Genomic DNA, 19960 nt, shown 5'->3' with positions numbered 1-19960 from the left:
ATGGCCAAGATCAAGAAGGACGACCTCGTCCAGGTCATCAGTGGCAAGGACAAGGGCAAGCAGGGCAAGGTCCTGCGCGTGTTCCCGACGGATGAGCGCGTGCTCGTCGAGGGCGTGAACCGCGTGACCAAGCACCTGCGCGCCGGCCAGGACAACAACGGTTCCACCGAGGGCGGCCTGCAGGTCGTCGAGGCCCCGATCCACATCTCGAACGTGGCCGTGGTGGACCCGGAGACCAAGAAGCCGACCCGTGTGGGCTACCGCTTCGAGACCGTCGAGAAGGACGGCGTGAGCAAGACCGTGAAGGTCCGCTTCGCCAAGGCCTCGGGGAAGGAGCTGTGATGACCGAGGTGCAGCAGACCGAGAAGGTCACCCCGCGTCTGAAGACCAAGTACCGCGAGGAGATCCGCGGCGCCCTGCAGGAGCAGTTCCAGTACGGGAACGTCATGCAGGTGCCGGGCCTCGTGAAGGTCGTCGTCAACATGGGCGTCGGCGAGGCCGCCAAGGACTCCAAGATCATCGACGGCGCGGTCACCGACCTCACCGCCATCACCGGCCAGAAGCCGATGATCACCAAGGCCCGCAAGTCCATCGCGCAGTTCAAGCTGCGTGAGGGCATGCCCATCGGCACGCACGCCACCCTCCGTGGCGATCGCATGTGGGAGTTCCTGGACCGCCTGGTCACGCTCGCGCTGCCGCGCATCCGTGACTTCCGCGGCCTGTCCGACCGCCAGTTCGACGGCAACGGCAACTACACCTTCGGCCTGTCCGAGCAGACCGTGTTCCACGAGATCGATCAGGACAAGATCGACCGCGTGCGCGGCATGGACATCACCGTGGTGACGACCGCCAAGAACGACGACGAGGGCCGCGCGCTGCTGAAGGCGCTGGGCTTCCCGTTCAAGACCGACCAGTAAGACCTCCACGCCACAGGTCCTCCACCGGTGAACCGGTGGCGGAAACCACGGCGAGAAAGGGCGTGAAGCCCACATGACCATGACCGATCCCGTCGCAGACATGCTGACCCGTCTGCGCAACGCAAACTCGGCCTACCACGACACCGTGTCCATGCCGTCCTCGAAGCTGAAGACTCGCGTCGCCGAGATCCTCAAGGCCGAGGGCTACATCCAGGACTGGCGCGAGGAGGAGGCCGAGGTCGGCAAGAAGCTGACCATCGACCTGAAGTTCGGCCCGCAGCGTGAGCGTGCGATCGCCGGCCTGCGCCGCATCTCCAAGCCGGGCCTGCGCGTGTACGCAAAGTCCACGAACCTGCCCCACGTGCTGGGCGGCCTCGGCATCGCCATCCTGTCCACCTCCTCTGGTCTCCTCACGAACCAGCAGGCCGCCAAGAAGGGCGTGGGCGGAGAAGTCCTCGCCTACGTCTGGTGACGGGCAAGACGGAAGAAAGGCTGAACTGACATGTCTCGAATCGGACGTCTCCCGATCACCATCCCCGCCGGCGTCGATGTGACCATCGACGGCGACCGCGTCTCCGTGAAGGGCCCCAAGGGCCAGCTCGAGCACTCCCTGCCCACGCCCATCACGGCCACCCTCGAGGAGGGGCAGGTCACCGTGGCCCGCCCCGACGACGAGCGTGAGTCCCGCTCCCTGCACGGTCTGACCCGTACCCTCATCAGCAACATGGTCGAGGGCGTGACCAACGGCTTCTCCAAGCAGCTCGAGGTCGTCGGCACCGGCTACCGCGTGCAGGCCAAGGGCCAGGACCTCGAGTTCGCCCTGGGCTACTCCCACCCCGTCCCGGTGAAGGCGCCCCAGGGCATCACCTTCACGGTGGAGGGCAACAGGGTCACCGTCGCCGGTATCGACAAGCAGCAGGTCGGCGAGACCGCCGCCAACATCCGCAAGCTGCGCCGCCCCGACCCGTACAAGGGCAAGGGCGTGCGCTATGCGGGCGAGCAGATCCGCCGCAAGGCCGGAAAGGCAGGTAAGTGATGTCTACTCTGAAGGTGAAGGGCAAGGGCAAGTTCACCGCCCGCACCCGCCGCCACCTCCGGGTGCGCAAGCGGATCTCCGGCACCACCGTCCGTCCCCGCCTCGTCGTCAACCGCTCTGCACGGCACATGTTCGTGCAGGTCGTGGACGACACGCAGAGCCGCACGCTCGCGTACGCCTCCACCATGGAGGCCGACGTGCGTGCGCTCGAGGGTGACAAGACGGCCAAGGCCAAGCGCGTGGGCGAGCTCGTCGCCGAGCGTGCCAAGGCGGCCGGCATCGAGGCCGTGGTCTTCGACCGCGGCGGCAACAAGTACCACGGGCGCGTCGCGGCCGTGGCCGACGGTGCGCGAGAGGGTGGGCTGCAGCTGTGACCGAGAACATCAACCAGAAGGACACTCAGGTGACCGAGAGCACCGAGACCACCGTCTCCGAGACCGGGTCGGGCTCGGCGAGCCAGACCACCGAGCGCGCCACCGGTGGCCGCGGCGGTCGCGACGGCGGCCGCGGTGGCCGTGACGGCGATCGTCGTGGCGGCCGTCGCGACGACCGCAACCGTCGTGGCGCCCAGGACGACGAGAAGGACCAGTTCCTCGAGCGCGTCGTGGGCATCAACCGCGTCTCCAAGGTCGTCAAGGGCGGCCGCCGCTTCTCCTTCACCGCCCTCGTGGTGGTGGGTGACGGCGACGGCACCGTCGGCGTCGGCTACGGCAAGGCGAAGGAGGTCCCCGCTGCGATCCAGAAGGCCGTGGAGGAGGCCAAGAAGTCCTTCTTCCGCGTCCCCCGCGTCGGCTCCACCATCCCGCACCTGGTGCAGGGTGAGGACGCCGCCGGCGTCGTGCTGCTCCGCCCGGCCTCCCCGGGTACCGGCGTGATCGCCGGTGGTCCGGTGCGCGCCGTGCTCGAGTGCGCCGGCATCCACGACGTGCTCTCCAAGTCCATGGGCTCCGTGAACGCGATCAACATCGTGCGCGGCACCGTGGACGCCCTCAAGAAGCTGGAAGAGCCCCAGGCCGTCGCCGCCCGCCGCGGCAAGGCCCTGGACGAGATCGCCCCCCATGCGATGCTGCGCACCATGGAGAACGATCGCGCCCAGAAGAGCGCGAAGGCAGGTGCGTGAGCCGTGTTTGAGCCCACTCGCAAGAACATCCAGCCCTCGGACGCCACCCTGGTCATCACCCAGACCCGAGGCGTCACGGGCTCCAAGCAGAACCATCGGGACACCCTGCGCTCGCTGGGCCTGAAGCGGATCGGCCACCAGGTCACCCGCAAGGCCGACGCGGTGACGGTCGGCATGGTCAACACCGTGCCGCACCTGGTGTCCGTGGAGGAGGTCAACAATGGCTGACAACGACGCCATCAAGGTCCACGACCTGCGTCCGGCCCCCGGTGCCAAGACCGCCAAGACCCGCGTGGGTCGCGGTGAGGCGTCGAAGGGCAAGACCGCCGGTCGCGGCACCAAGGGCACCAAGGCCCGTTACCAGGTCCGTGCGGGCTTCGAGGGCGGCCAGCTGCCCCTGCAGATGCGTCTGCCGAAGCTCCGCGGCTTCAAGAACCCGTTCCGCACGGAGTACCAGGTCGTGAACCTGGACAAGCTCTCCGCGCACTTCCCCGAGGGCGGTGAGGTCACCGTGGACGCGCTCGTGTCCAAGGGCCTCGTCCGTCGCGGCCAGCCCGTGAAGGTGCTGGGCACGGGGGAGATCACCGCGGCCGTGCAGGTGAAGGCGAACGCCTTCTCCTCGTCCGCCGTGGAGAAGATCCAGGCCGCCGGCGGGTCCACCGAGACCCTCTGACACGCCGACCCATCGACCGAGGGCCCTGGTCCGGAGCAGCCGCTCCGGACCAGGGCCCTCGGTCCGTCCGTGTAGACTCGCACAGCGGCCGCCCCGGTGTGGCCGCCGTCTCGTGCCCCGCCCCGCGGCCGGCGCGCGCCCCACAGGACCACCGCAGGAGGACTCGTGCTCAAGGCCATCGCCCGGATCGTCCGGACGCCTGACCTGTTGCGGAAGATCGCCTTCACGCTCGGGCTCATCGCCGTCTACCGGATGGGCGCCTTCGTGCCGGCCCCCGGGGTGGACTACCCGGCGGTGCAGCAGTGCCTGGCGGCGGGCAACGCCCAGGGCGGCCTGTACTCCTTCGTGAACATGTTCTCGGGCGGGGCGCTCCTGCAGGTGTCCGTCTTCGCGCTCGGCATCATGCCCTACATCACGGCGTCGATCATCGTGCAGCTGCTGCGCGTGGTGATCCCGCGCTTCGAGCAGCTCCACCAGGAGGGCCCGCAGGGCCAGGCGACGCTGACGCAGTACACCCGCTACCTGACCCTCGCCCTCGCCCTGCTGCAGGCGACCACGATGGCCTCGCTGGCCCGCACCGGGGCCCTGCTCGGATGCAGCCTGCCGCTGCTGCGCGACGGCTCCATCCTCACGGTGCTGCTCGTGGTCATCGCCCTGACCACCGGATGTCTCATCGTCATGTGGTTCGGCGAGCGGATCACCGAGAACGGCGTGGGCAACGGCATGTCCCTGCTGATCTTCACCTCCATCGCGGCGGGCTTCCCGGCGGGCCTCGGCCAGGTGGTCCAGACGCAGGGCTGGCGCGTGTTCGCGATCGTCATGGGGATCGGCCTGCTCACCATGCTGGCCATCGTCTTCGTGGAGGAGTCGCAGCGCCGGATCCCGGTCCAGTACGCCAAGCGGCAGATCGGCTCGCGGACCGTGGGCGGGTCGAGCACCTACATCCCGGTCAAGGTGAACATGGCCAACGTCATCCCGGTCATCTTCGCCTCCTCCGTGCTGATGCTCCCGGGCATCCTCATCCGGTTCAACACGCCGCAGGACGGCAGTGCGCCGGCCCCGTGGATCACGTGGCTGAGCCGGTACTTCGGCACCGGCGACCACCCGGTGTACATGGCCCTGTACTTCCTGCTCATCATCGGCTTCACGTACTTCTACGTGTCCATCACGTTCAACCCGGTGGAGATCTCGGACAACATGAAGCGCTACGGCGGGTTCATCCCCGGCGTCCGCGCCGGCCGGCCCACCGAGCGTTACCTGCAGTACGTCATCAGCCGCATCACGCTCGTCGGCGCCCTCTACCTCGGTATCGTGGCCATGATCCCGCTGATCGCCTTCGCGGTGATCGGCACCAGCCAGAACTTCCCGCTCGGCGGCACGTCCATCCTCATCATGGTGGGCGTCGGCCTCCAGACCGTGAAGCAGGTCAGCGCACAGATGGAGCAGCGCCACTACGAGGGCCTGCTGCGCTGAGCCCCGACCCGATCCCGCAACGCCGTCCGTATCGACAGTGAGGAACACACGATGACCCGCATGCTGCTCATGGGCCCTCCCGGTTCCGGCAAGGGCACCCAGGCCACCCGGATCGCCGACAAGCTCGGGATCGTCCCGATCTCCACCGGTGACATCTTCCGCCACAACGTGAAGTCGATGACGCCGCTCGGCGTCGAGGCCAAGAAGTACATCGACAACGGCGACTTCGTCCCCGATGAGGTCACGAACCGCATGGTCGCGGACCGCATCGCCCAGGCCGACGCGGAGCACGGCTTCCTGCTGGACGGCTACCCGCGCACGAAGGGCCAGGTTGAGGCGCTGGACGCCATGCTCGCCGAGGCGGGCCAGTCGCTGTCCGCCGTCGTCGAGCTGGAGGTGCCCGACGAGGAGCTCGTGGAGCGCCTGCTCAAGCGTGCCGAGATCGAGGGCCGCGCGGACGACACCCAGGAGGTCATCGAGCACCGCCTGGACCTGTACCACCGCGAGACCGAGTCCGTCATCCAGGAGTACGTGGAGCGCGGCATCGTCGCCCGCGTGGACGGCACCGGCCAGATCGACGACGTCACCGAGCGCCTGCTGCAGGCCGTGTACTCCGTGCGCTCCGCCACGGGCTCCCTGCCCGTGATCCAGCCGGGTGCGGAGTCCTGACCCCGTGATCGGCCGCCGCTCGCTCGAGCTCAAGACCGTCCCCCAGCTGCAGGCCATGCAGCGCGCGGGGGTGGTCCTGTCCGAGGCCCTGGACGCCACGCTGGCCGCGGCCGCGCCGGGCGTCACCACCGCGGAGCTGGACGCCGTGTTCGCAGGTGTGCTGGCCGAACGCGGTGCGACCTCCAACTTCCTGGGCTACTACGACTTCCCGGCCTCGATCTGCACCTCGGTCAACGACGAGGTCGTGCACGGCATCCCCGGGGACCGGGTCCTGCAGACCGGCGACGTGCTGAAGGTCGACGGGGGTGCGATCGTGGACGGCTGGCACGCCGACTCGGCCCGCACGGTGATCCTGGGCTCCTCCGCGGCCGGCACCGCGGACCCGGCCGACGAGCGCCTCTCGGCGATCACGCGGGAGGCGCTCTGGGTCGGCATCGCGGCCTTCGCCTCCGCCACCCACGTCGGGGACATCGGGGACGCCATCGACGACTTCGTCTCCGCGCAGCCGGGTGAGGAGCTCGGCATCCTCGAGGAGTACGTGGGGCACGGCATCGGCTCGGCCATGCACCTGCCGCCGGACGTGTTCAACTACCGCACCGGCCACCGGGGGCCCACGATCCGCCCCGGGCTGGCACTCGCCATCGAGCCGATGCTGGTGCGCGGCTCCATCGACACGAAGGTGCTCGCGGACGACTGGACCGTGGTGACCCTCGACGGCGCCCGCGCGAGCCAGTGGGAGCACTCGGTCTGCCGGCACGACGGCGGCCTGTGGGTGCTCACCGCGCCCGACGGCGGTGCCTCCGAGCTCGCCCGGTTCGGCGTGGTCCCGGTCCCGCCGGGGGAGTGAGGGGCCCGAGCTGTCGGCCGTCCGTCCCGCCCGTCCGGCGGACCGGGCGGCCGTCGTCGTCTGTGCTGGTTCGCAGGCCGAAGATGCGGTATCATCGAACGTTGTTCGTGTGCGCGCACTCGTGTGCCCGCGAGCAGACCCGTTCCCGCCCCGTCATCCGGCCCTCCGCGGCCGTGTCCGGGGCATGACGATTGTGGAGGACATGGCTAAGAAGGAAGGTGTCATCGAGGTCGAGGGCACGGTGTCGGAGGCATTGCCGAACGCGATGTTCCGGGTCCGTCTGCAGAACGAGCACGTCGTGCTCGCCACGATCTCCGGAAAGATGCGTCAGCACTACATCCGCATCCTCCCCGAGGATCGCGTCGTGGTGGAGCTTAGCCCGTACGACCTCAACCGGGGTCGGATCGTGTACCGATACAAGTAAGAACCCCCGTCCAAGCGAGCGCAGGAGGAAGAGCCGTGAAGGTTCAGCCGAGCGTGAAGCGGATTTGTGACAAGTGCCAGGTCGTGCGCCGTAAGGGCCGCGTGCTGGTGATCTGCTCGAACCCGCGCCACAAGCAGCGCCAGGGCTGATCGCCTCCCCGGGAGCCCGGGGAGCGACGCCGTCGCGTTGACCACACCACCCACCGGCCATCGGGCCGAACAGCAGGGACAGCGGTCCACCCCGTGAGGGGAGGGCCCCCACCTCCGGCCGCAGGGGCCGGAGACCGACGACGGCGGACGCACGCCGCGGAGCACGCCGGATCTTCCCCGGCGCCGCGACGACGGGTCCGCGTGGCCGAGTGCCGCGTCGTACGGGACGTCCCTGGTGCAGACCCCTGCTGCAGAAGAACAGGAGGACGGCCACATGGCTCGTCTTGCAGGCGTTGACATTCCGCGCGAGAAGCGCGTGATCATCGCACTCACGTACATCTACGGTGTGGGCAAGACCCGCGCTGAGGAGACCCTCTCCGCCACGGGCATCGACCCGAACATCCGCGTGAAGGACCTCTCCGACGAGCAGCTGGTGCAGCTGCGCGACCACATCGAGGGCAGCTACAAGGTGGAGGGCGACCTCCGCCGCGAGGTGGCCGCCGACATCCGTCGCAAGGTGGAGATCGGCTCCTACGAGGGCCTGCGCCACCGCCGCGGCCTGCCGGTGCGCGGCCAGCGCACGAAGACCAACGCCCGTACCCGCAAGGGCCCCAAGAAGACGGTCGCCGGCAAGAAGAAGTGATCCTGCACCGGCGGTGACCGCGTCCGCGTCCGGACGCCCCGCCCGCAGCATCAGCACCAGCAGCTTTCCCGGAGGAGAATCACATGCCCCCCAAGACTCGCGCATCGGCTGCCCGCAAGCCGCGTCGCAAGGCCAACAAGAACATCACCGTGGGCCAGGCCCACATCAAGAGCACGTTCAACAACACCATCGTGTCCATCACGGACACCACGGGTGCCGTCATCTCCTGGGCCTCGTCCGGCGAGGTCGGCTTCAAGGGGTCGCGCAAGTCGACCCCGTACGCCGCGCAGATGGCCGCCGAGCAGGCCGCCAAGCGTGCGCAGGAGCACGGCATGAAGAAGGTGGACGTCTTCGTGAAGGGTCCGGGCTCGGGCCGCGAGACCGCCATCCGCTCCCTGCAGGCCGCCGGCCTCGAGGTGGGGTCCATCCAGGACGTCACCCCCATGGCCCACAACGGCGCTCGCCCGGCGAAGCGCCGCCGCGTCTGACCTGAGCGCTGTGTCCGCGTCCGCCCCCGTCCGGGGCGGGCGCGGACAGGTCTGCGGACCTGCCCCCACCCCGTCCTCGTTTCCACCCACCGCGTGCGTCATATGGCGGACGCTCGCCGAAAGGAAATGTCCGTGCTCATTGCACAGCGCCCCACGCTGACCGAAGAGGTCGTCTCCGACCATCGTTCCCGGTTCGTCATCGAGCCCCTGGAGCCCGGTTTCGGCTACACCCTCGGCAACTCCCTGCGCCGCACTCTGCTCTCGTCGATCCCCGGTGCTGCCGTGACCAGCATCCGCGTGGACGGCGTGCTGCACGAGTTCAGCACCGTCAACGGAGTCAAGGAGGATGTCACCGAGATCATCCTCAACATCAAGAAGCTCTCCGTCTCCTCGGAGAACGACGAGCCCGTGGTGGCCTACCTGCGCAAGCAGGGGGCCGGCGTCGTCACCGCCGCGGACATCACCGCGCCGGCCGGCGTCGAGATCCACAACCCGGACCTGCACATCGCGACCCTGAACGCGAAGGGCAAGTTCGACATGGAGCTGACCATCGAGCGCGGTCGCGGCTACGTGACCGCCGCCCAGAACAAGTCCGCGGATGCGGAGATCGGCCGCATCCCGGTCGACTCCATCTACTCCCCGGTCCTCAAGGTGACCTTCAAGGTCGAGGCCACCCGTGTGGAGCAGCGCACCGACTTCGACCGTCTGATCCTGGACGTGGAGACCAAGGAGAACATGCTGCCGCGTGACGCGGTGGCCTCTGCCGGCTCCACCCTGGTCGAGCTGTTCGGCCTGGCCCGCTCGCTCAACGTCGAGGCCGAGGGCATCGACCTGGGCGACGAGCCCGAGGTCGTCGAGGGCTCCGCCGACCTGGCCCAGCCGATCGAGGAGCTCGAGCTCACCGTGCGCTCGTACAACTGCCTCAAGCGCGAGGGCATCCACACCGTGGGCGAGCTCGTGGGCCGTTCCGAGGCCGACCTGATGGACATCCGCAACTTCGGTGCGAAGTCCATCGACGAGGTCAAGGAGAAGCTCCAGGAGCTGGGCCTGTCCCTCAAGGACTCGCCGGCCGGCTACGACCCGCAGGCGCACGCGCGCCAGATGGACGACGACCCGTTCTCGGACTTCTGAGCCGATTCCGCACCACCTGACATCTTCGACCCGACGCCGCAGCCGGCTCCGGGTCCCACCCGAGGAGAAACACCATGCCTACCCCCACCAAGGGTCCGCGTCTGGGCGGCAGCCCGGCCCACGAGCGCATCATGCTGGCGAACATGTCCGCCCAGCTGTTCGAGCACAAGTCGATCACCACGACGCTCACCCGCGCCAAGCGCCTGCGCCCGTACGCCGAGCGCCTGATCACCTTCGCCAAGAAGGGCGATCTGCCTGCCCGCCGCAAGGTGCAGGGTCTCATCGCCGCCAAGAACCGCACCAACAAGGCGGTCGTGCACGAGCTGTTCACCGTGATCGGCCCCGCGATGGCCGAGCGCAACGGCGGCTACACCCGCATCACCAAGATCGGCAACCGCCATGGCGACAACGCGCCCATGGCCGTGATCGAGCTGATCATGGACCCGATCTCCGGCAAGCAGGCCGTGGTGCGTGAGGCCGAGCAGGCCGCCGCGTCCGCGCCGGCCGCCCCGGCCGAGTCCGCCCCGGTGGAGGCCGTCGACCCGGCCGCCACCGAGGAGGTCACCGTGGCCGAGTCGCAGGAGACCGCCGCCGAGATCGACGGCGCCGTGCCCACCAACGAGGACGGCTCGGCTCCGGCCGAGGCCACCATCAAGGGCAACGCCAGCTCGAAGAAGTACCACGTCCCCGGCTCGCGCTGGTATGACCAGACCACCGCCGAGGTCTGGTTCTCCACCGTCGAGGAGGCCAAGGCCGCGGGCTTCGAGCCCGCCGGTGGCGAGGCCGCCCAGAAGATGGCCTGACGCCATCGCCTGAGTCCGCGTCCGTCCCCGTGACGACGCATCGGCGAGGGCCGTCCACCACTCGGTGGGCGGCCCTTCGCCGTCCCCGGCCCCGCGCCGCTGAGAGGAGCAGCATGAGCGAGCAGCACCGCCCGGACGCCCCGCCGGCGCCCGGGGAACCCGCGTCCGTGCGAGTCCGCCTGGACCTGGCCTACGACGGCGGCGCCTTCCACGGCTGGGCCCGCCAGCCCGGTCTCGACTCGGTTCAGGGTGCGCTGGAGGACGGGCTCGAGCGGATCCTGCGCCGGCCCGTGCGCACGGTGGTCGCCGGCCGCACCGACGCGGGGGTGCACGCGCGCGGCCAGGTCGCCCACCTCGACCTGACCGAGACGGAGTGGGCGGGCCTGACCCGCGGCCGGCCCGGCCTGGAGCCGGCCGCCTCCCTCACCCGACGCCTCGGCGGGGTGCTCTCCGGGTGGGGCGGGGCCGTCGTCGTGCACGGGGCGGGGCGGGCCCCCGCGGGCTTCGACGCGCGGTTCAGCGCGCTATGGCGCGAGTACGAGTACCGGATCGACGACGCACCCGCCGCGCGTGATCCGCGCACGCGGGGCTTCACCCACTGGCACGGCGCCGCCCTGGACGATCGCCTCATGGCGCTGGAGGCCGACGCCGTCCTCGGACTGCACGACTTCCTGTCCTTCTGCCGGCCCCGCGCGGGCGCCACGACCATCCGCGAGGTCCAGCACCTGGAGGTGCGACGCGATGAGGACGGCGTCGTGCGCGTCCGGATCCGGGCCGACGCGTTCTGCCACAACATGGTCCGGGCGATCGTCGGGGCGCTGCTCCAGGTGGGGGAGCGGGCACGCGAGCCCGGCTGGCTCGCTCACCGGGTGGCGAGGCCTGCCCGCGACTCCGAGGTGCGCCTCGCCCCGCCCGGGGGGCTGACGCTGCTCGCCGTCGGCTATCCCGACGAGGCGGAGGAGCTGCACCGGCGCGCCGAGGGCACCCGGGCGAAGCGGACCCTGTGAGCCGGGGTGGCCCGCGGTGGCGGCTTTTGGCTCCGGGGCCCGCGTTCGGTAGGATGGGTGGACGTTGCGCATGCCCGCACCCGGATGCGTCGTGCCGCGAGTGGCTCAGTTGCATGGCCTTCAGCTCGCGCCGCACCCCCGGGGCATCGGGCCCGGACGCCTTCCAGCCCTCACCTGGGGGACCGGCGCGCACGGAGAACTGACAGCGCGAGCGCGCCGGAATCACGACCCGGCGGGCAGGTGCTGTGGACCACCACCGACCCTGAAGGCAGACAACGTGCGTACGTACTCTCCCAAGCCTGGCGACGCCGACCGTCAGTGGCACATCATCGATGCCACCGACGTCGTCCTCGGCCGCCTGGCCTCCCACACCGCCACCCTCCTGCGCGGCAAGCACAAGCCGACGTTCGCCCCCCACATGGACATGGGCGACTACGTCATCATCGTGAACGCCGAGAAGGTCGCCCTCACCGGCGCCAAGCTCGAGAAGAAGCGCGCCTACCGCCACTCGGGCTACCCGGGCGGCCTGAAGTCGCAGTCCTACGCCGAGCTGCTCGAGACCAACCCGGTCCGCGCCGTGGAGAAGGCCGTCAAGGGCATGCTCCCGAAGAACTCGCTGGCCGCCCAGCAGCTCTCCAAGCTGAAGGTGTACAAGGGCGCCGAGCACCCGCACACCGCCCAGCAGCCCCAGACCTTCGAGATCGGCCAGGTCGCCCAGTGACCCCGGCGGGCCACTGACGCAGACCTTCCCTGAGGAGAACCATGAGCATCAACGAGAACGACGACGTGGAGCTGACGAGCTACACCTCTGAGTCCACCGCCGCCGCCGAGGCCCCCGTCGCCTCCGAGCGCCCGGCCCTGACCGTGCCCGGCTCCGCCGTCGGCCGCCGCAAGGAGGCCGTGGCCCGCGTGCGCCTCGTCCCCGGCTCCGGCCAGTGGACCATCAACGGTCGCGCCCTGGAGAACTACTTTCCGAACAAGCTGCACCAGCAGGAGGTCTCCGACCCCTTCACGCTGCTGGAGCTGACCGGCGCCTACGACGTGATCGCCCGCATCCACGGCGGCGGCCCCTCCGGCCAGGCCGGTGCGCTGCGCCTGGGCATCTCCCGCGCCCTCAACGAGATCGACCGCGAGCACAACCGCCCGGCGCTCAAGAAGGCCGGCTTCCTGACCCGCGACGCCCGCGTCATCGAGCGCAAGAAGGCCGGCCTCAAGAAGGCCCGCAAGGCCTCGCAGTTCTCGAAGCGCTGATCCTGCGCCGCACGGTGCCCCCACCGTGCCCCCGCCGACGCCCCGTCCCGCTCCTCACGAGCGGGGCGGGGCGTCCGCCGTCTCCGTGGGCCGGCGGCACCTGACCCAGGGGTAATATGAAGGCGCATGGCGACGACGCCATGACGGGCCGCTCGCCCGTCCGGTGCGCGGTCCGATCGGAGACACCCTCGGGAGCCGCCGTGCCCGAGAACACGAGTCCCACGCCCGACCCCCGCACCCGTGGCGAGCACGGCACGGAGCACGCCGCGCAGGCCCCCTTCGCCGTGACCCGTGACTACGCCGCCGAGGTGGACGAGATCCGGGAGCTGGGCCGCAAGCTCGGCGGGGAGAAGAAGACCCCCCACCCCGGACCCGCAGGCCTGGCGTGAGGGCTACCCGTACAAGACCAAGCTCAGCCGCAAGAGCTACGAACGACGCAAGCGCGAGCTGCAGATCGAGCTGCTGAAGATGCAGCTCTGGGTCAAGGAGACCGGCCAGAAGGTCCTGATCATCTTCGAGGGCCGCGACGCCGCCGGCAAGGGCGGCGCCATCAAGCGCTTCAACGAGCACCTCAACCCCCGCGGCGCCCGGACCGTGGCCCTGGAGAAGCCCACGGAGGAGGAGGCCTCGCAGTGGTACTTCCAGCGCTACATCCAGCACCTGCCCTCCGGCGGTGAGATCGTGATGTTCGACCGCTCCTGGTACAACCGGGCCGGCGTCGAGCGCGTCATGGGCTACTGCACGGCGCAGCAGTACCTCGAGTTCATGCGCGAGACCCCTGAGCTGGAGCGCATGCTCGTCAACTCCGGCGTGCACATCATCAAGTTCTGGTTCTCCGTGTCCCAGCGCGAGCAGCTCAACCGCTTCGCCGCGCGGGAGACCGACCCCGTGCGTCGCTGGAAGCTCTCGCCCACCGACCTGGCCTCCCTGGACAAGTGGGACGACTACACGAACGCGAAGGAGGCCATGTTCTTCTACACGCACACGGCCGACGCCCCGTGGACCGTCGTGAAGTCGAACGACAAGAAGCGCGCCCGCCTCGAGGCCATCCGCCATGTGCTGCACACGCTGCCCTACCCGGACAAGGACGAGCGCATCGTCCACCGCCCCGACCCGCAGATCTGCGGCCCGGCCAACGAGCTGGCCGAGTACGGCGAGGTCTCCGGCGGATCGTTCCCGCGCGTGCGCTGACCGGGCCGCGCACGACGGCGCCCCTCACCGTCCGGTGAGGGGCGCCGTCGTGGGGAGCGGGGGCGGGTTCAGCCGCGCTCCTCCTCCACGTACTCCGGGGTGACGTGTGCGTCGTCGAAGAGGTTGTCCGCCCCGAAGCCCTCCGAGACGTGGTACTCGCCCGAGGCCAGGGAGAGGCGGACGTCCTCGCGCAGGATCGGCAGCTTGGCGTAGAACGCGTCGCCGCAGCAGCTGGTGGCGGTGACGTCGCGGTGGCCGATGATGCGGGACGGCGGCAGCTCGTACTGCTGGCAGATGTAGGCGACGAGCGGCACCAGGCCGGCGTAGAGGCTCTGCGGCGGCGGGTTCAGCATGTACAGCCCCTCGCACTCGATGCCGAGCGCATACGCGTTGAACCCGAGCGCGTGGACGCCGAGCATGAACGTCTGTCCGCCCTCGAGCGCGTGCCGGGAGCCGTGGCGGCCCTCCATCGCGAAGCCGCCGCGGGAGACGGTGAAGTGCTGCCCGGTGTCGCCCCAGTCGTTCGCGGGGCTCATGTGCGCGTTCTGGACCACCTGCGCGATGCTCTCCGCCGCCTCCCGGGAGCCGTCCGTGACGTTCGGCGTGGTGGTGTGGTGGATCACCAGGTAGGAGGGGCGCTCGTTCAGGGTCTGCAGGTAGTAGTTGGGCTGCATGGCGCCCCACTGCGCGGTGGTGATGATGTCCGGGGCGGGCAGGCGGGTGGCCTGCTCGTCGCCCTCCGAGCTCTGCTCGGCCTGCTCATCACGCCCGCAGCCGGCCACGCCGGCAGCGATCGCCAGGCCCGTGCCGCCCAGCACGCTGCGGCGCGTCCAGGAATGGGGGAGCGGGGGCGGGGTCACGTCGGGCATGGATCGAGGTCCTTCGGGTTCGGGGCGGGGCCTCCCGGGCGGATGTGAGCGGACGGGCGCGGCCGCGGGGGCTCGACCGGTCCGATGCTACCGCCCCCCGGCCCGTTTCGTGACCCTCCCGTGATGCAGGCCGCAGGGGCGGCCCCTACACTGACTGATCATGTCGAGATTGTTCGGAACCGATGGCGTCCGTGGCCTGGCCAACGAGACCCTCACCGTGGAGTTGTCCGTCCAGCTGGCCCAGGCCGCCTCGCCCGTCCTCGGCGCGGAGGCCTTCGACGCCGGCCGACGCCCGGTCGCCGTCGTGGCCCGGGACCCGCGCATCAGCGGCGAGTTCATCACGGCCGCCGTGCAGGCGGGCCTGGCGTCCTCGGGCGTGGACGTGTGGGACGCCGGCGTGCTGCCGACCCCCGCCGCCGCCTATCTCGTGGGGGACCTGGACGCCGACTTCGGCGTGATGATCTCCGCCTCCCACAACCCGGCCCCGGACAACGGCATCAAGTTCCTCGCGCGCGGCGGCGAGAAGCTGACCGACGCGCAGGAGGACGAGATCATCCGCCACCTCGAGGGCGTGACGCCGCGACGGCCCCAGGGCGCGGACGTGGGCCGCGTGCGCGTCTTCGCGGATGCCGAGGACCGCTACGTCCTCCACCTCCTGCAGACCCTCCCGCACCGGCTGGACGGGCTCAAGGTCGTCCTGGACTGCGCACACGGCGCGGCCGCCGGCTGCTCGCCCGAGGCGTTCCGCGCCGCCGGCGCGGAGGTCGTCGTGATCGGCGCGTCCCCGGACGGGCTCAACATCAACGACGGCTACGGCTCCACCCACCTCGAGAAGCTCCAGGCGGCCGTGCGCGAGCACGGCGCGGACCTCGGCATCGCGCACGACGGCGACGCCGACCGGTGCCTCGCCGTGGACGAGCGCGGCGAGGTCGTCGACGGCGACCAGATCATGGGCGTCATGGCCGTGGCACTCAAGGACCGCGGCGTCCTGCGCGACGACACCCTGGTCGTGACCGTCATGTCCAACCTGGGCCTGAAGCTGGCCATGGGCCGGGAGGGCGTCCAGCTCGTCGAGACCCAGGTGGGCGACCGCTACGTCCTGGCCGGCATGAAGCTCGGCGACTACTCGCTCGGCGGCGAGCAGTCCGGCCACGTGATCTTCTCGGACCACGCCACCACCGGCGACGGGGTCCTCACCGGCCTGCAGCTCGCCTCGCGCGTCGCCGAGACCGGCACCCCGCTCTCCGAGCTGGCCGCGGTGATGGACCGGCTGCCCCAGGTCCTCGTGAACGTGCGCGGCGTGGACAAGTCCCGCGCCGCCGAGGACGAGGCCGTCCAGGCGGCGGTGGCCGAGGCGGAGGCCCGCCTCGGCGAGACCGGCCGCGTGCTGCTGCGCCCGTCGGGCACGGAACCGGTCGTGCGCGTCATGGTCGAGGCCCCGGACGAGGAGACCGCCGGCCGGGAGGCCCAGGTGCTGGCCGACGTCGTGCAGCGCGAGCTGCGCCTGCACGACTGACCGGACCGATGACGTCGGACGCGGCCCCCCGGCCCCGCCGCTGGACCCTGTTCGCGGGGCTGCTCGCGGGGCTGGCGGTCCTGTGGTCGGCCGCGTTCCTCGCCGTGGACGCGCCCGTGTGCGCGCGGCAGAGCGCCCCCGTGGAGTGGTTGCCGTGCCTGGATCCGGACCGGCAGGACTCGGAGGTCGCCCCGGACGCCGGGTCCAGCGCGGACCGGACGACGTCGCGGCCCTGAGGGCACGGCCCCGGTGCCGCCGAGGGCATGAAGGAAGGGCCCGGGGCGACTCGTGTGAGTCGTCCCGGGCCCTTCGGCGTCGGACAGGGGGAGATCAGAGGGTGGTGGTCCCGGAGGTGGGGCCGCCGCGGCGCTCGGCGAGCAGGTCGCGGATCTCGGTGAGCACGGCGACGTCGGCGGCCACCTCCTCCTCGGCGGGGTCGATGCCGAGGCGGCGGTTGCGGGCCTCGATCATCTTGTTCATCGGCATCACGATGGCGAAGTACACGGCCGCGGCGATGAGAAGGAAGTTGACGATCGCGGTGAGCAGCACACCGAACTTCACGTCGTTGCCGTTGACCGTCAGCACGGCGAACGAGTCGAAGTTCGGCGAGCCCACGGCGGCGGCGATGAGCGGCATGAGGACCGCCTCGACGAGCGCGTTCACGATCTTGCCGAAGGCGGCGCCGATGATGACGGCGACGGCAAGGTCGAGGACGTTGCCCTTCATGATGAAGTCTTTGAATCCCTGGAGCATGGGGAGAATCCTACGTGTCACGAAGGCGGCGCGGTACAGGGTCGAGCGAGTCGTGCGTCTCAGTCCGTGTAGTCCGGCGCCGGCGGCAGACCCCACGCGGTCTCGAGGACGCCGCCGGCCGCCTCGACCCGGGCCGCCTCCGCGGACCCGACGTAGCGCAGATGCCAGGGCTCGTGGGCGAAGCCCGTCACGTCCTCGGCCCCGGCGGGATAGCGGATGACGAACCCGTACTCGGCGGCGTGCGCGGCCACCCAACGGCCCGCGGCGGTGTCGCCGAAGCACGCTTCCAGGTCACACGCGGGGGTCGCGGCGTCGCCCACGTCCCAGGCCAGGCCGGTCTGATGCTCGGAGTACCCCGGACGCGCGGAGACGCGGTCGGCCTCGGCGCGGCCCAGCTCGTCGACCCAGTGGCCGTACGTCCGGACCTGGTAGTCGTACGAGCGGTAGGCGCTCAGGGTGGTGAGGCGGTGGCCCGCCGCCGCGGCGGCATCCAGCAGGTCAGCGGCCGCCGTCGCGGCCTCCGCCCGCAGGGGCAGCTCGCTGCCGGGCACGGCCACCAGATCCGAGGGCGCCCAGTCGGGCGGGGCCACGGGGCGGGTCTTGTTCACGACGACGTCGAGGGTGGCCGGGTCGGCGTGCGTGCCCGACGACGGCGCCGTGCTCGAGGCGGCGCGGGACGACGCGGCCGCGCTCGCGGAGCCGGACGTCGGCGTCGTCGGCGTCGAGGACGGGCCCGCGGCGGGCGTGCCGCAACCGGCCGCGAGCAGCGCGAGCGCGGCCAGCGCGGCGAGAGGGAGGGTGCGACGCATGGGTCAGACCTTCCTCAGCAGCACGCGGGTCACCTCGTGTTGCGCGTTCTTCGTGAGCACCAGCCGGGCGCGCCCGCGGGTCGGGCGCACGTTCTGCTCGAGGTTCGGGCCGTTGATGGAGTCCCAGATGGACTCGGCCGTCGCCTGAGCCTCGGCGTCCGACAGGGAGGAGTACCGGTGGAAGTAGCTGCGCGGGTCGGCGAAGGCCCCCGAGCGCAGACCCATGAACCGGTCGATGTACCAGGACCGGATCCAGGACGCGCGCGCGTCCACGTACACCGAGAAGTCGAAGAAGTCGGAGACGGAGAGCCCGGCGGTGCCGTCGGCCCGGGTGCGCGGCGGGGCCAGCACGTTGAGTCCCTCCACGATCAGCACGTCGGGACGGTGCACCACCTGTTCCTCGCCCGGCACGATGTCGTAGGTGATGTGCGAGTACACGGGCGCGCGCACCTCCTGCGCCCCGGACTTGACGTCCGCCATGAAGCGCAGCAGCGCGCGGCGGTCGTAGGACTCGGGGAAGCCCTTGCGGGACATGATGCCGCGCTCGTGCAGCACCGCGTTGGGGTGCAGGAAGCCGTCCGTGGTGACCAGCTCGACGCGCGGCGTCGTCGGCCAGCGGCGCAGCATCTCCTGGAGCACACGCGCCGTCGTCGACTTGCCGACGGCGACCGACCCGGCCACCCCGATCACGTACGGGGTGCGCCCCGTCCGCTCGCCGAGGAACGCGTTGGTCGCGCTGCGCAGGGCCGCGGAGGCCTCCACGTTGATGCTCAGCAGGCGCGAGAGCGGAAGGTAGACCTCGGCAACCTCGCGCAGGGACAGATGCTCGCCGAGGCCGCGCAGACGCTCCACGTCCGCCTGGTCGAAGGGCTGCGCCATCTCCGAGGCGAGACGGGCCCAGGTCTGGCGGTCCAGCTCCACGAAGGGGGAGCGCTGGTGGCCGTCGGGCACGGCGTCCGCGGGCTCCTCGGGGCCCACGAGGGGCAGCTCGGAGGTCGGGGGGGTGTAGGTCACCCGATCCATTATGGCCGCGGCCCGCCCGGAGCGGGCCCCCGCGTGACGTCACAGGGCCCGGATAGGATCGGCCCATGCGCGTTCTCGTGACCGGCGGTGCCGGATACCTCGGATCCCACACCGTGCTCACGCTGCTCGAGGCGGGCCACGACGTCCTCGTCCTGGACAGCCTGGTCACGGCGACGACGACGTCGCTGGAGCGCGTCGCCGAGCTCGCCGGAACGTGCCTGGGCGGGTCGCGGCTGCGCCTGCACGTGGCCGACATCCGCCGCCCCGAGGACTACCGCGGGGCGCTCGCGGACTTCGGCCCGGCCGCACTCGTGCATTTCGCCGGGCTGAAGTCGCCCACCGAGTCGATGACCCGCCCCGCCGCCTACTACGACGTGAACGTGGGCGGCACGGCCGCCGTCGCCGAGGCCGCGCTCGCGGCCGGCGCCCGCACGGTCCTGTTCTCCTCCTCCGCGACCGTGTACGGCGACCGCGCGCCGGTGCCGGTCGCCGAGGACGCGGCCACGGACCCGGTCTCGCCCTACGGACACTCCAAGCTCATGGCGGAGCAGGTGCTGCGCGACGTCTGCGCCACGGTCGACGGCGGCGGGCTGGCGATGCTGCGCTACTTCAACCCGGTCGGCGCGCATCCCTCCGGGCGGCTGGGCGAGGACCCGAGCGGGGTGCCGGCGAACCTCATGCCCTTCGTGGCGCGGGTGGCCTCCGGCGCGTACCCCGAGCTGCGGGTGTTCGGCGCGGACTTCGACACGCGCGACGGCAGCGCCGTGCGCGACTTCATCCACGTGATGGACCTCGCGGAGGCGCACGTGGCCGGGCTCGACTGGCTCGCGGCCCGGGTGGCGACCGGGGGCGGTACGACGACCCGGGTCTGGAACATCGGCCGGGGCGAGGGCGTCACCGTGTTCGAGATGGTGCGCGCCTTCGAGGCGGTCACGGGCGGCCGCATCCCCTACCGCGTGGTCGAGCGCCGGCCCGGGGACATCGCCGAGTCGTGCGCCGCCGTGGACGCGATCGGCGTCGAGGTGGGCTGGCACGCCCGACGCGATGTGACCGCGATGGTGCGGGACCTCTGGGCCTGGCAGGAGGCCAACCCCACGGGGTTCTCGTTCCGGACGGAGTGACCCGGCCCGCCGTGCGCCGAAGTCGGGTCCGGCCCGGTATTCTCGTG

The 19960-nt window shown here is 70.8% G+C and carries 27 protein-coding genes and 1 pseudogene; 24 read left to right on the top strand and 4 right to left on the bottom strand.

The window, feature by feature from the left end:
- From rplX to ppk2, 21 genes and pseudogenes are all read left to right on the top strand, one after another.
- The gene (gene rplX, locus J1M44_RS02920; protein WP_002857489.1) at nucleotides 1–342 is read left to right on the top strand and encodes a 50S ribosomal protein L24; all 342 of its coding nucleotides are present in this window, start codon (nucleotides 1–3) and stop codon (nucleotides 340–342) included.
- A complete protein-coding gene (rplE, locus tag J1M44_RS02915) occupies nucleotides 342–917 on the top strand; it encodes a 50S ribosomal protein L5 (RefSeq protein ID WP_002857492.1) in 576 nt (191 codons plus the stop codon). The genes rplX and rplE overlap by 1 nt, the downstream gene beginning before the upstream one ends.
- A gap of 73 nt (nucleotides 918–990) precedes the next feature.
- Nucleotides 991–1389: a 30S ribosomal protein S8 gene (gene rpsH / locus J1M44_RS02910; RefSeq protein WP_002857494.1), complete on the top strand. Its 399-nt coding sequence runs from the start codon at nucleotides 991–993 to the stop codon at nucleotides 1387–1389.
- Nucleotides 1390–1419: 30 nt separating this feature from the next.
- On the top strand, nucleotides 1420–1953 hold the full coding sequence (gene rplF, locus J1M44_RS02905) for a 50S ribosomal protein L6 (RefSeq protein ID WP_002857496.1): 534 nt from the start codon (nucleotides 1420–1422) through the stop codon (nucleotides 1951–1953).
- Nucleotides 1953–2327 carry a 50S ribosomal protein L18 gene (gene rplR / locus J1M44_RS02900; RefSeq protein ID WP_135019247.1) on the top strand — a complete coding sequence of 125 codons (375 nt, stop codon included), beginning with the start codon at nucleotides 1953–1955 and terminating at the stop codon, nucleotides 2325–2327. The genes rplF and rplR overlap by 1 nt, the downstream gene beginning before the upstream one ends.
- Nucleotides 2324–3073: a 30S ribosomal protein S5 gene (gene rpsE, locus J1M44_RS02895; RefSeq protein WP_002857500.1), complete on the top strand. Its 750-nt coding sequence runs from the start codon at nucleotides 2324–2326 to the stop codon at nucleotides 3071–3073. The genes rplR and rpsE overlap by 4 nt, the downstream gene beginning before the upstream one ends.
- A 3-nt stretch (nucleotides 3074–3076) precedes the next feature.
- Nucleotides 3077–3301: a 50S ribosomal protein L30 gene (gene rpmD / locus J1M44_RS02890; protein WP_002857502.1), complete on the top strand. Its 225-nt coding sequence runs from the start codon at nucleotides 3077–3079 to the stop codon at nucleotides 3299–3301.
- Nucleotides 3294–3746, top strand: a complete 453-nt coding sequence (rplO, locus tag J1M44_RS02885; RefSeq protein WP_002857504.1) for a 50S ribosomal protein L15 — start codon at nucleotides 3294–3296, stop codon at nucleotides 3744–3746. Before rpmD ends, rplO begins: the two co-directional genes overlap by 8 nt.
- A gap of 165 nt (nucleotides 3747–3911) precedes the next feature.
- Nucleotides 3912–5219: a preprotein translocase subunit SecY gene (secY, locus tag J1M44_RS02880; RefSeq protein ID WP_049160465.1), complete on the top strand. Its 1308-nt coding sequence runs from the start codon at nucleotides 3912–3914 to the stop codon at nucleotides 5217–5219.
- Between the two features lie 51 nt (nucleotides 5220–5270).
- Nucleotides 5271–5888, top strand: a complete 618-nt coding sequence (locus tag J1M44_RS02875) for an adenylate kinase (RefSeq protein WP_049160468.1) — start codon at nucleotides 5271–5273, stop codon at nucleotides 5886–5888.
- Nucleotides 5889–5892: 4 nt separating this feature from the next.
- A complete protein-coding gene (gene map, locus J1M44_RS02870; RefSeq protein ID WP_080983941.1) occupies nucleotides 5893–6735 on the top strand; it encodes a type I methionyl aminopeptidase in 843 nt (280 codons plus the stop codon).
- Between the two features lie 202 nt (nucleotides 6736–6937).
- Nucleotides 6938–7159 (top strand): translation initiation factor IF-1, encoded by a 222-nt coding sequence (gene infA, locus J1M44_RS02865; protein WP_010080397.1) that lies wholly within the window; start codon nucleotides 6938–6940, stop codon nucleotides 7157–7159.
- Between the two features lie 35 nt (nucleotides 7160–7194).
- Entirely contained in the window at nucleotides 7195–7308 is a 114-nt protein-coding gene (rpmJ, locus tag J1M44_RS02860; protein ID WP_002857509.1) for a 50S ribosomal protein L36, read from the top strand.
- Between the two features lie 274 nt (nucleotides 7309–7582).
- On the top strand, nucleotides 7583–7951 hold the full coding sequence (rpsM, locus tag J1M44_RS02855; RefSeq protein WP_002857511.1) for a 30S ribosomal protein S13: 369 nt from the start codon (nucleotides 7583–7585) through the stop codon (nucleotides 7949–7951).
- Between the two features lie 83 nt (nucleotides 7952–8034).
- A complete protein-coding gene (gene rpsK, locus J1M44_RS02850; protein ID WP_002857513.1) occupies nucleotides 8035–8439 on the top strand; it encodes a 30S ribosomal protein S11 in 405 nt (134 codons plus the stop codon).
- Between the two features lie 132 nt (nucleotides 8440–8571).
- Entirely contained in the window at nucleotides 8572–9570 is a 999-nt protein-coding gene (locus J1M44_RS02845) for a DNA-directed RNA polymerase subunit alpha (protein ID WP_002857515.1), read from the top strand.
- A 74-nt stretch (nucleotides 9571–9644) separates the two neighbouring features.
- The gene (gene rplQ, locus J1M44_RS02840) at nucleotides 9645–10373 is read left to right on the top strand and encodes a 50S ribosomal protein L17, sunset domain variant (protein WP_049160472.1); all 729 of its coding nucleotides are present in this window, start codon (nucleotides 9645–9647) and stop codon (nucleotides 10371–10373) included.
- Between the two features lie 113 nt (nucleotides 10374–10486).
- The gene (locus tag J1M44_RS02835; protein WP_206480512.1) at nucleotides 10487–11380 is read left to right on the top strand and encodes a tRNA pseudouridine synthase A; all 894 of its coding nucleotides are present in this window, start codon (nucleotides 10487–10489) and stop codon (nucleotides 11378–11380) included.
- Between the two features lie 277 nt (nucleotides 11381–11657).
- The gene (gene rplM, locus J1M44_RS02830) at nucleotides 11658–12101 is read left to right on the top strand and encodes a 50S ribosomal protein L13 (RefSeq protein ID WP_002857519.1); all 444 of its coding nucleotides are present in this window, start codon (nucleotides 11658–11660) and stop codon (nucleotides 12099–12101) included.
- Between the two features lie 41 nt (nucleotides 12102–12142).
- The gene (gene rpsI / locus J1M44_RS02825) at nucleotides 12143–12631 is read left to right on the top strand and encodes a 30S ribosomal protein S9 (protein ID WP_036317791.1); all 489 of its coding nucleotides are present in this window, start codon (nucleotides 12143–12145) and stop codon (nucleotides 12629–12631) included.
- Between the two features lie 200 nt (nucleotides 12632–12831).
- Nucleotides 12832–13822 (top strand): annotated as a pseudogene (ppk2, locus tag J1M44_RS02820) (polyphosphate kinase 2).
- A gap of 68 nt (nucleotides 13823–13890) precedes the next feature.
- Here ppk2 and J1M44_RS02815 read toward each other — a convergent pair.
- A complete protein-coding gene (locus J1M44_RS02815) occupies nucleotides 13891–14691 on the bottom strand; it encodes a peptidoglycan recognition protein family protein (RefSeq protein WP_044659421.1) in 801 nt (266 codons plus the stop codon).
- A 160-nt stretch (nucleotides 14692–14851) separates the two neighbouring features.
- On the opposite strand from J1M44_RS02815, the gene glmM reads away from it, so the two are divergent.
- Complete coding sequence (glmM, locus tag J1M44_RS02810; RefSeq protein ID WP_176726097.1) at nucleotides 14852–16207, top strand: phosphoglucosamine mutase; 1356 nt, start codon at nucleotides 14852–14854, stop codon at nucleotides 16205–16207.
- 8 nt (nucleotides 16208–16215) lie between these two features.
- Entirely contained in the window at nucleotides 16216–16443 is a 228-nt protein-coding gene (locus J1M44_RS02805; protein ID WP_010080407.1) for a hypothetical protein, read from the top strand.
- 94 nt (nucleotides 16444–16537) lie between these two features.
- On the opposite strand, the gene mscL is transcribed toward J1M44_RS02805, so the two are convergent.
- From mscL to coaA, 3 genes are read right to left on the bottom strand one after another with little or no spacing between them, the layout of a single operon-like run.
- The gene (gene mscL / locus J1M44_RS02800; RefSeq protein ID WP_044659423.1) at nucleotides 16538–16960 is read right to left on the bottom strand and encodes a large conductance mechanosensitive channel protein MscL; all 423 of its coding nucleotides are present in this window, start codon (nucleotides 16958–16960) and stop codon (nucleotides 16538–16540) included.
- 59 nt (nucleotides 16961–17019) lie between these two features.
- Nucleotides 17020–17769 carry a M15 family metallopeptidase gene (locus tag J1M44_RS02795; RefSeq protein ID WP_206480511.1) on the bottom strand — a complete coding sequence of 250 codons (750 nt, stop codon included), beginning with the start codon at nucleotides 17767–17769 and terminating at the stop codon, nucleotides 17020–17022.
- Nucleotides 17770–17772: 3 nt separating this feature from the next.
- Nucleotides 17773–18783: a type I pantothenate kinase gene (coaA, locus tag J1M44_RS02790; protein ID WP_044659424.1), complete on the bottom strand. Its 1011-nt coding sequence runs from the start codon at nucleotides 18781–18783 to the stop codon at nucleotides 17773–17775.
- Between the two features lie 74 nt (nucleotides 18784–18857).
- Between coaA and galE the strand changes: the two genes are divergently transcribed.
- Entirely contained in the window at nucleotides 18858–19913 is a 1056-nt protein-coding gene (galE, locus tag J1M44_RS02785; RefSeq protein WP_206480510.1) for a UDP-glucose 4-epimerase GalE, read from the top strand.
- Nucleotides 19914–19960: the final 47 nt, after the last annotated feature.

The organism is Micrococcus sp. KRD128, from assembly GCF_017168395.1.
Taxonomy (GTDB): Bacteria; Actinomycetota; Actinomycetes; order Actinomycetales; family Micrococcaceae; genus Micrococcus; species Micrococcus luteus.
This window is presented reverse-complemented; position numbering and strand designations above follow the sequence as displayed.

Coding starts and splice junctions, on each gene's coding strand:
- rplR (WP_135019247.1), top strand. CDS start 1,953: ATGTCTACTCTGAAGGTGAAGGGCAAGGGCAAGTTCACCGCCCGCACC.
- J1M44_RS02815 (WP_044659421.1), bottom strand. CDS start 14,691: ATGCCCGACGTGACCCCGCCCCCGCTCCCCCATTCCTGGACGCGCCGC.
- J1M44_RS02835 (WP_206480512.1), top strand. CDS start 10,487: ATGAGCGAGCAGCACCGCCCGGACGCCCCGCCGGCGCCCGGGGAACCC.
- rplO (WP_002857504.1), top strand. CDS start 3,294: ATGGCTGACAACGACGCCATCAAGGTCCACGACCTGCGTCCGGCCCCC.
- J1M44_RS02875 (WP_049160468.1), top strand. CDS start 5,271: ATGACCCGCATGCTGCTCATGGGCCCTCCCGGTTCCGGCAAGGGCACC.
- J1M44_RS02805 (WP_010080407.1), top strand. CDS start 16,216: ATGACGTCGGACGCGGCCCCCCGGCCCCGCCGCTGGACCCTGTTCGCG.
- glmM (WP_176726097.1), top strand. CDS start 14,852: ATGTCGAGATTGTTCGGAACCGATGGCGTCCGTGGCCTGGCCAACGAG.
- rpsM (WP_002857511.1), top strand. CDS start 7,583: ATGGCTCGTCTTGCAGGCGTTGACATTCCGCGCGAGAAGCGCGTGATC.
- rpsI (WP_036317791.1), top strand. CDS start 12,143: ATGAGCATCAACGAGAACGACGACGTGGAGCTGACGAGCTACACCTCT.
- infA (WP_010080397.1), top strand. CDS start 6,938: ATGGCTAAGAAGGAAGGTGTCATCGAGGTCGAGGGCACGGTGTCGGAG.
- rplF (WP_002857496.1), top strand. CDS start 1,420: ATGTCTCGAATCGGACGTCTCCCGATCACCATCCCCGCCGGCGTCGAT.
- J1M44_RS02795 (WP_206480511.1), bottom strand. CDS start 17,769: ATGCGTCGCACCCTCCCTCTCGCCGCGCTGGCCGCGCTCGCGCTGCTC.
- rpsH (WP_002857494.1), top strand. CDS start 991: ATGACCATGACCGATCCCGTCGCAGACATGCTGACCCGTCTGCGCAAC.
- rpsK (WP_002857513.1), top strand. CDS start 8,035: ATGCCCCCCAAGACTCGCGCATCGGCTGCCCGCAAGCCGCGTCGCAAG.
- galE (WP_206480510.1), top strand. CDS start 18,858: ATGCGCGTTCTCGTGACCGGCGGTGCCGGATACCTCGGATCCCACACC.
- rplX (WP_002857489.1), top strand. CDS start 1: ATGGCCAAGATCAAGAAGGACGACCTCGTCCAGGTCATCAGTGGCAAG.
- rplQ (WP_049160472.1), top strand. CDS start 9,645: ATGCCTACCCCCACCAAGGGTCCGCGTCTGGGCGGCAGCCCGGCCCAC.
- rplE (WP_002857492.1), top strand. CDS start 342: ATGACCGAGGTGCAGCAGACCGAGAAGGTCACCCCGCGTCTGAAGACC.
- mscL (WP_044659423.1), bottom strand. CDS start 16,960: ATGCTCCAGGGATTCAAAGACTTCATCATGAAGGGCAACGTCCTCGAC.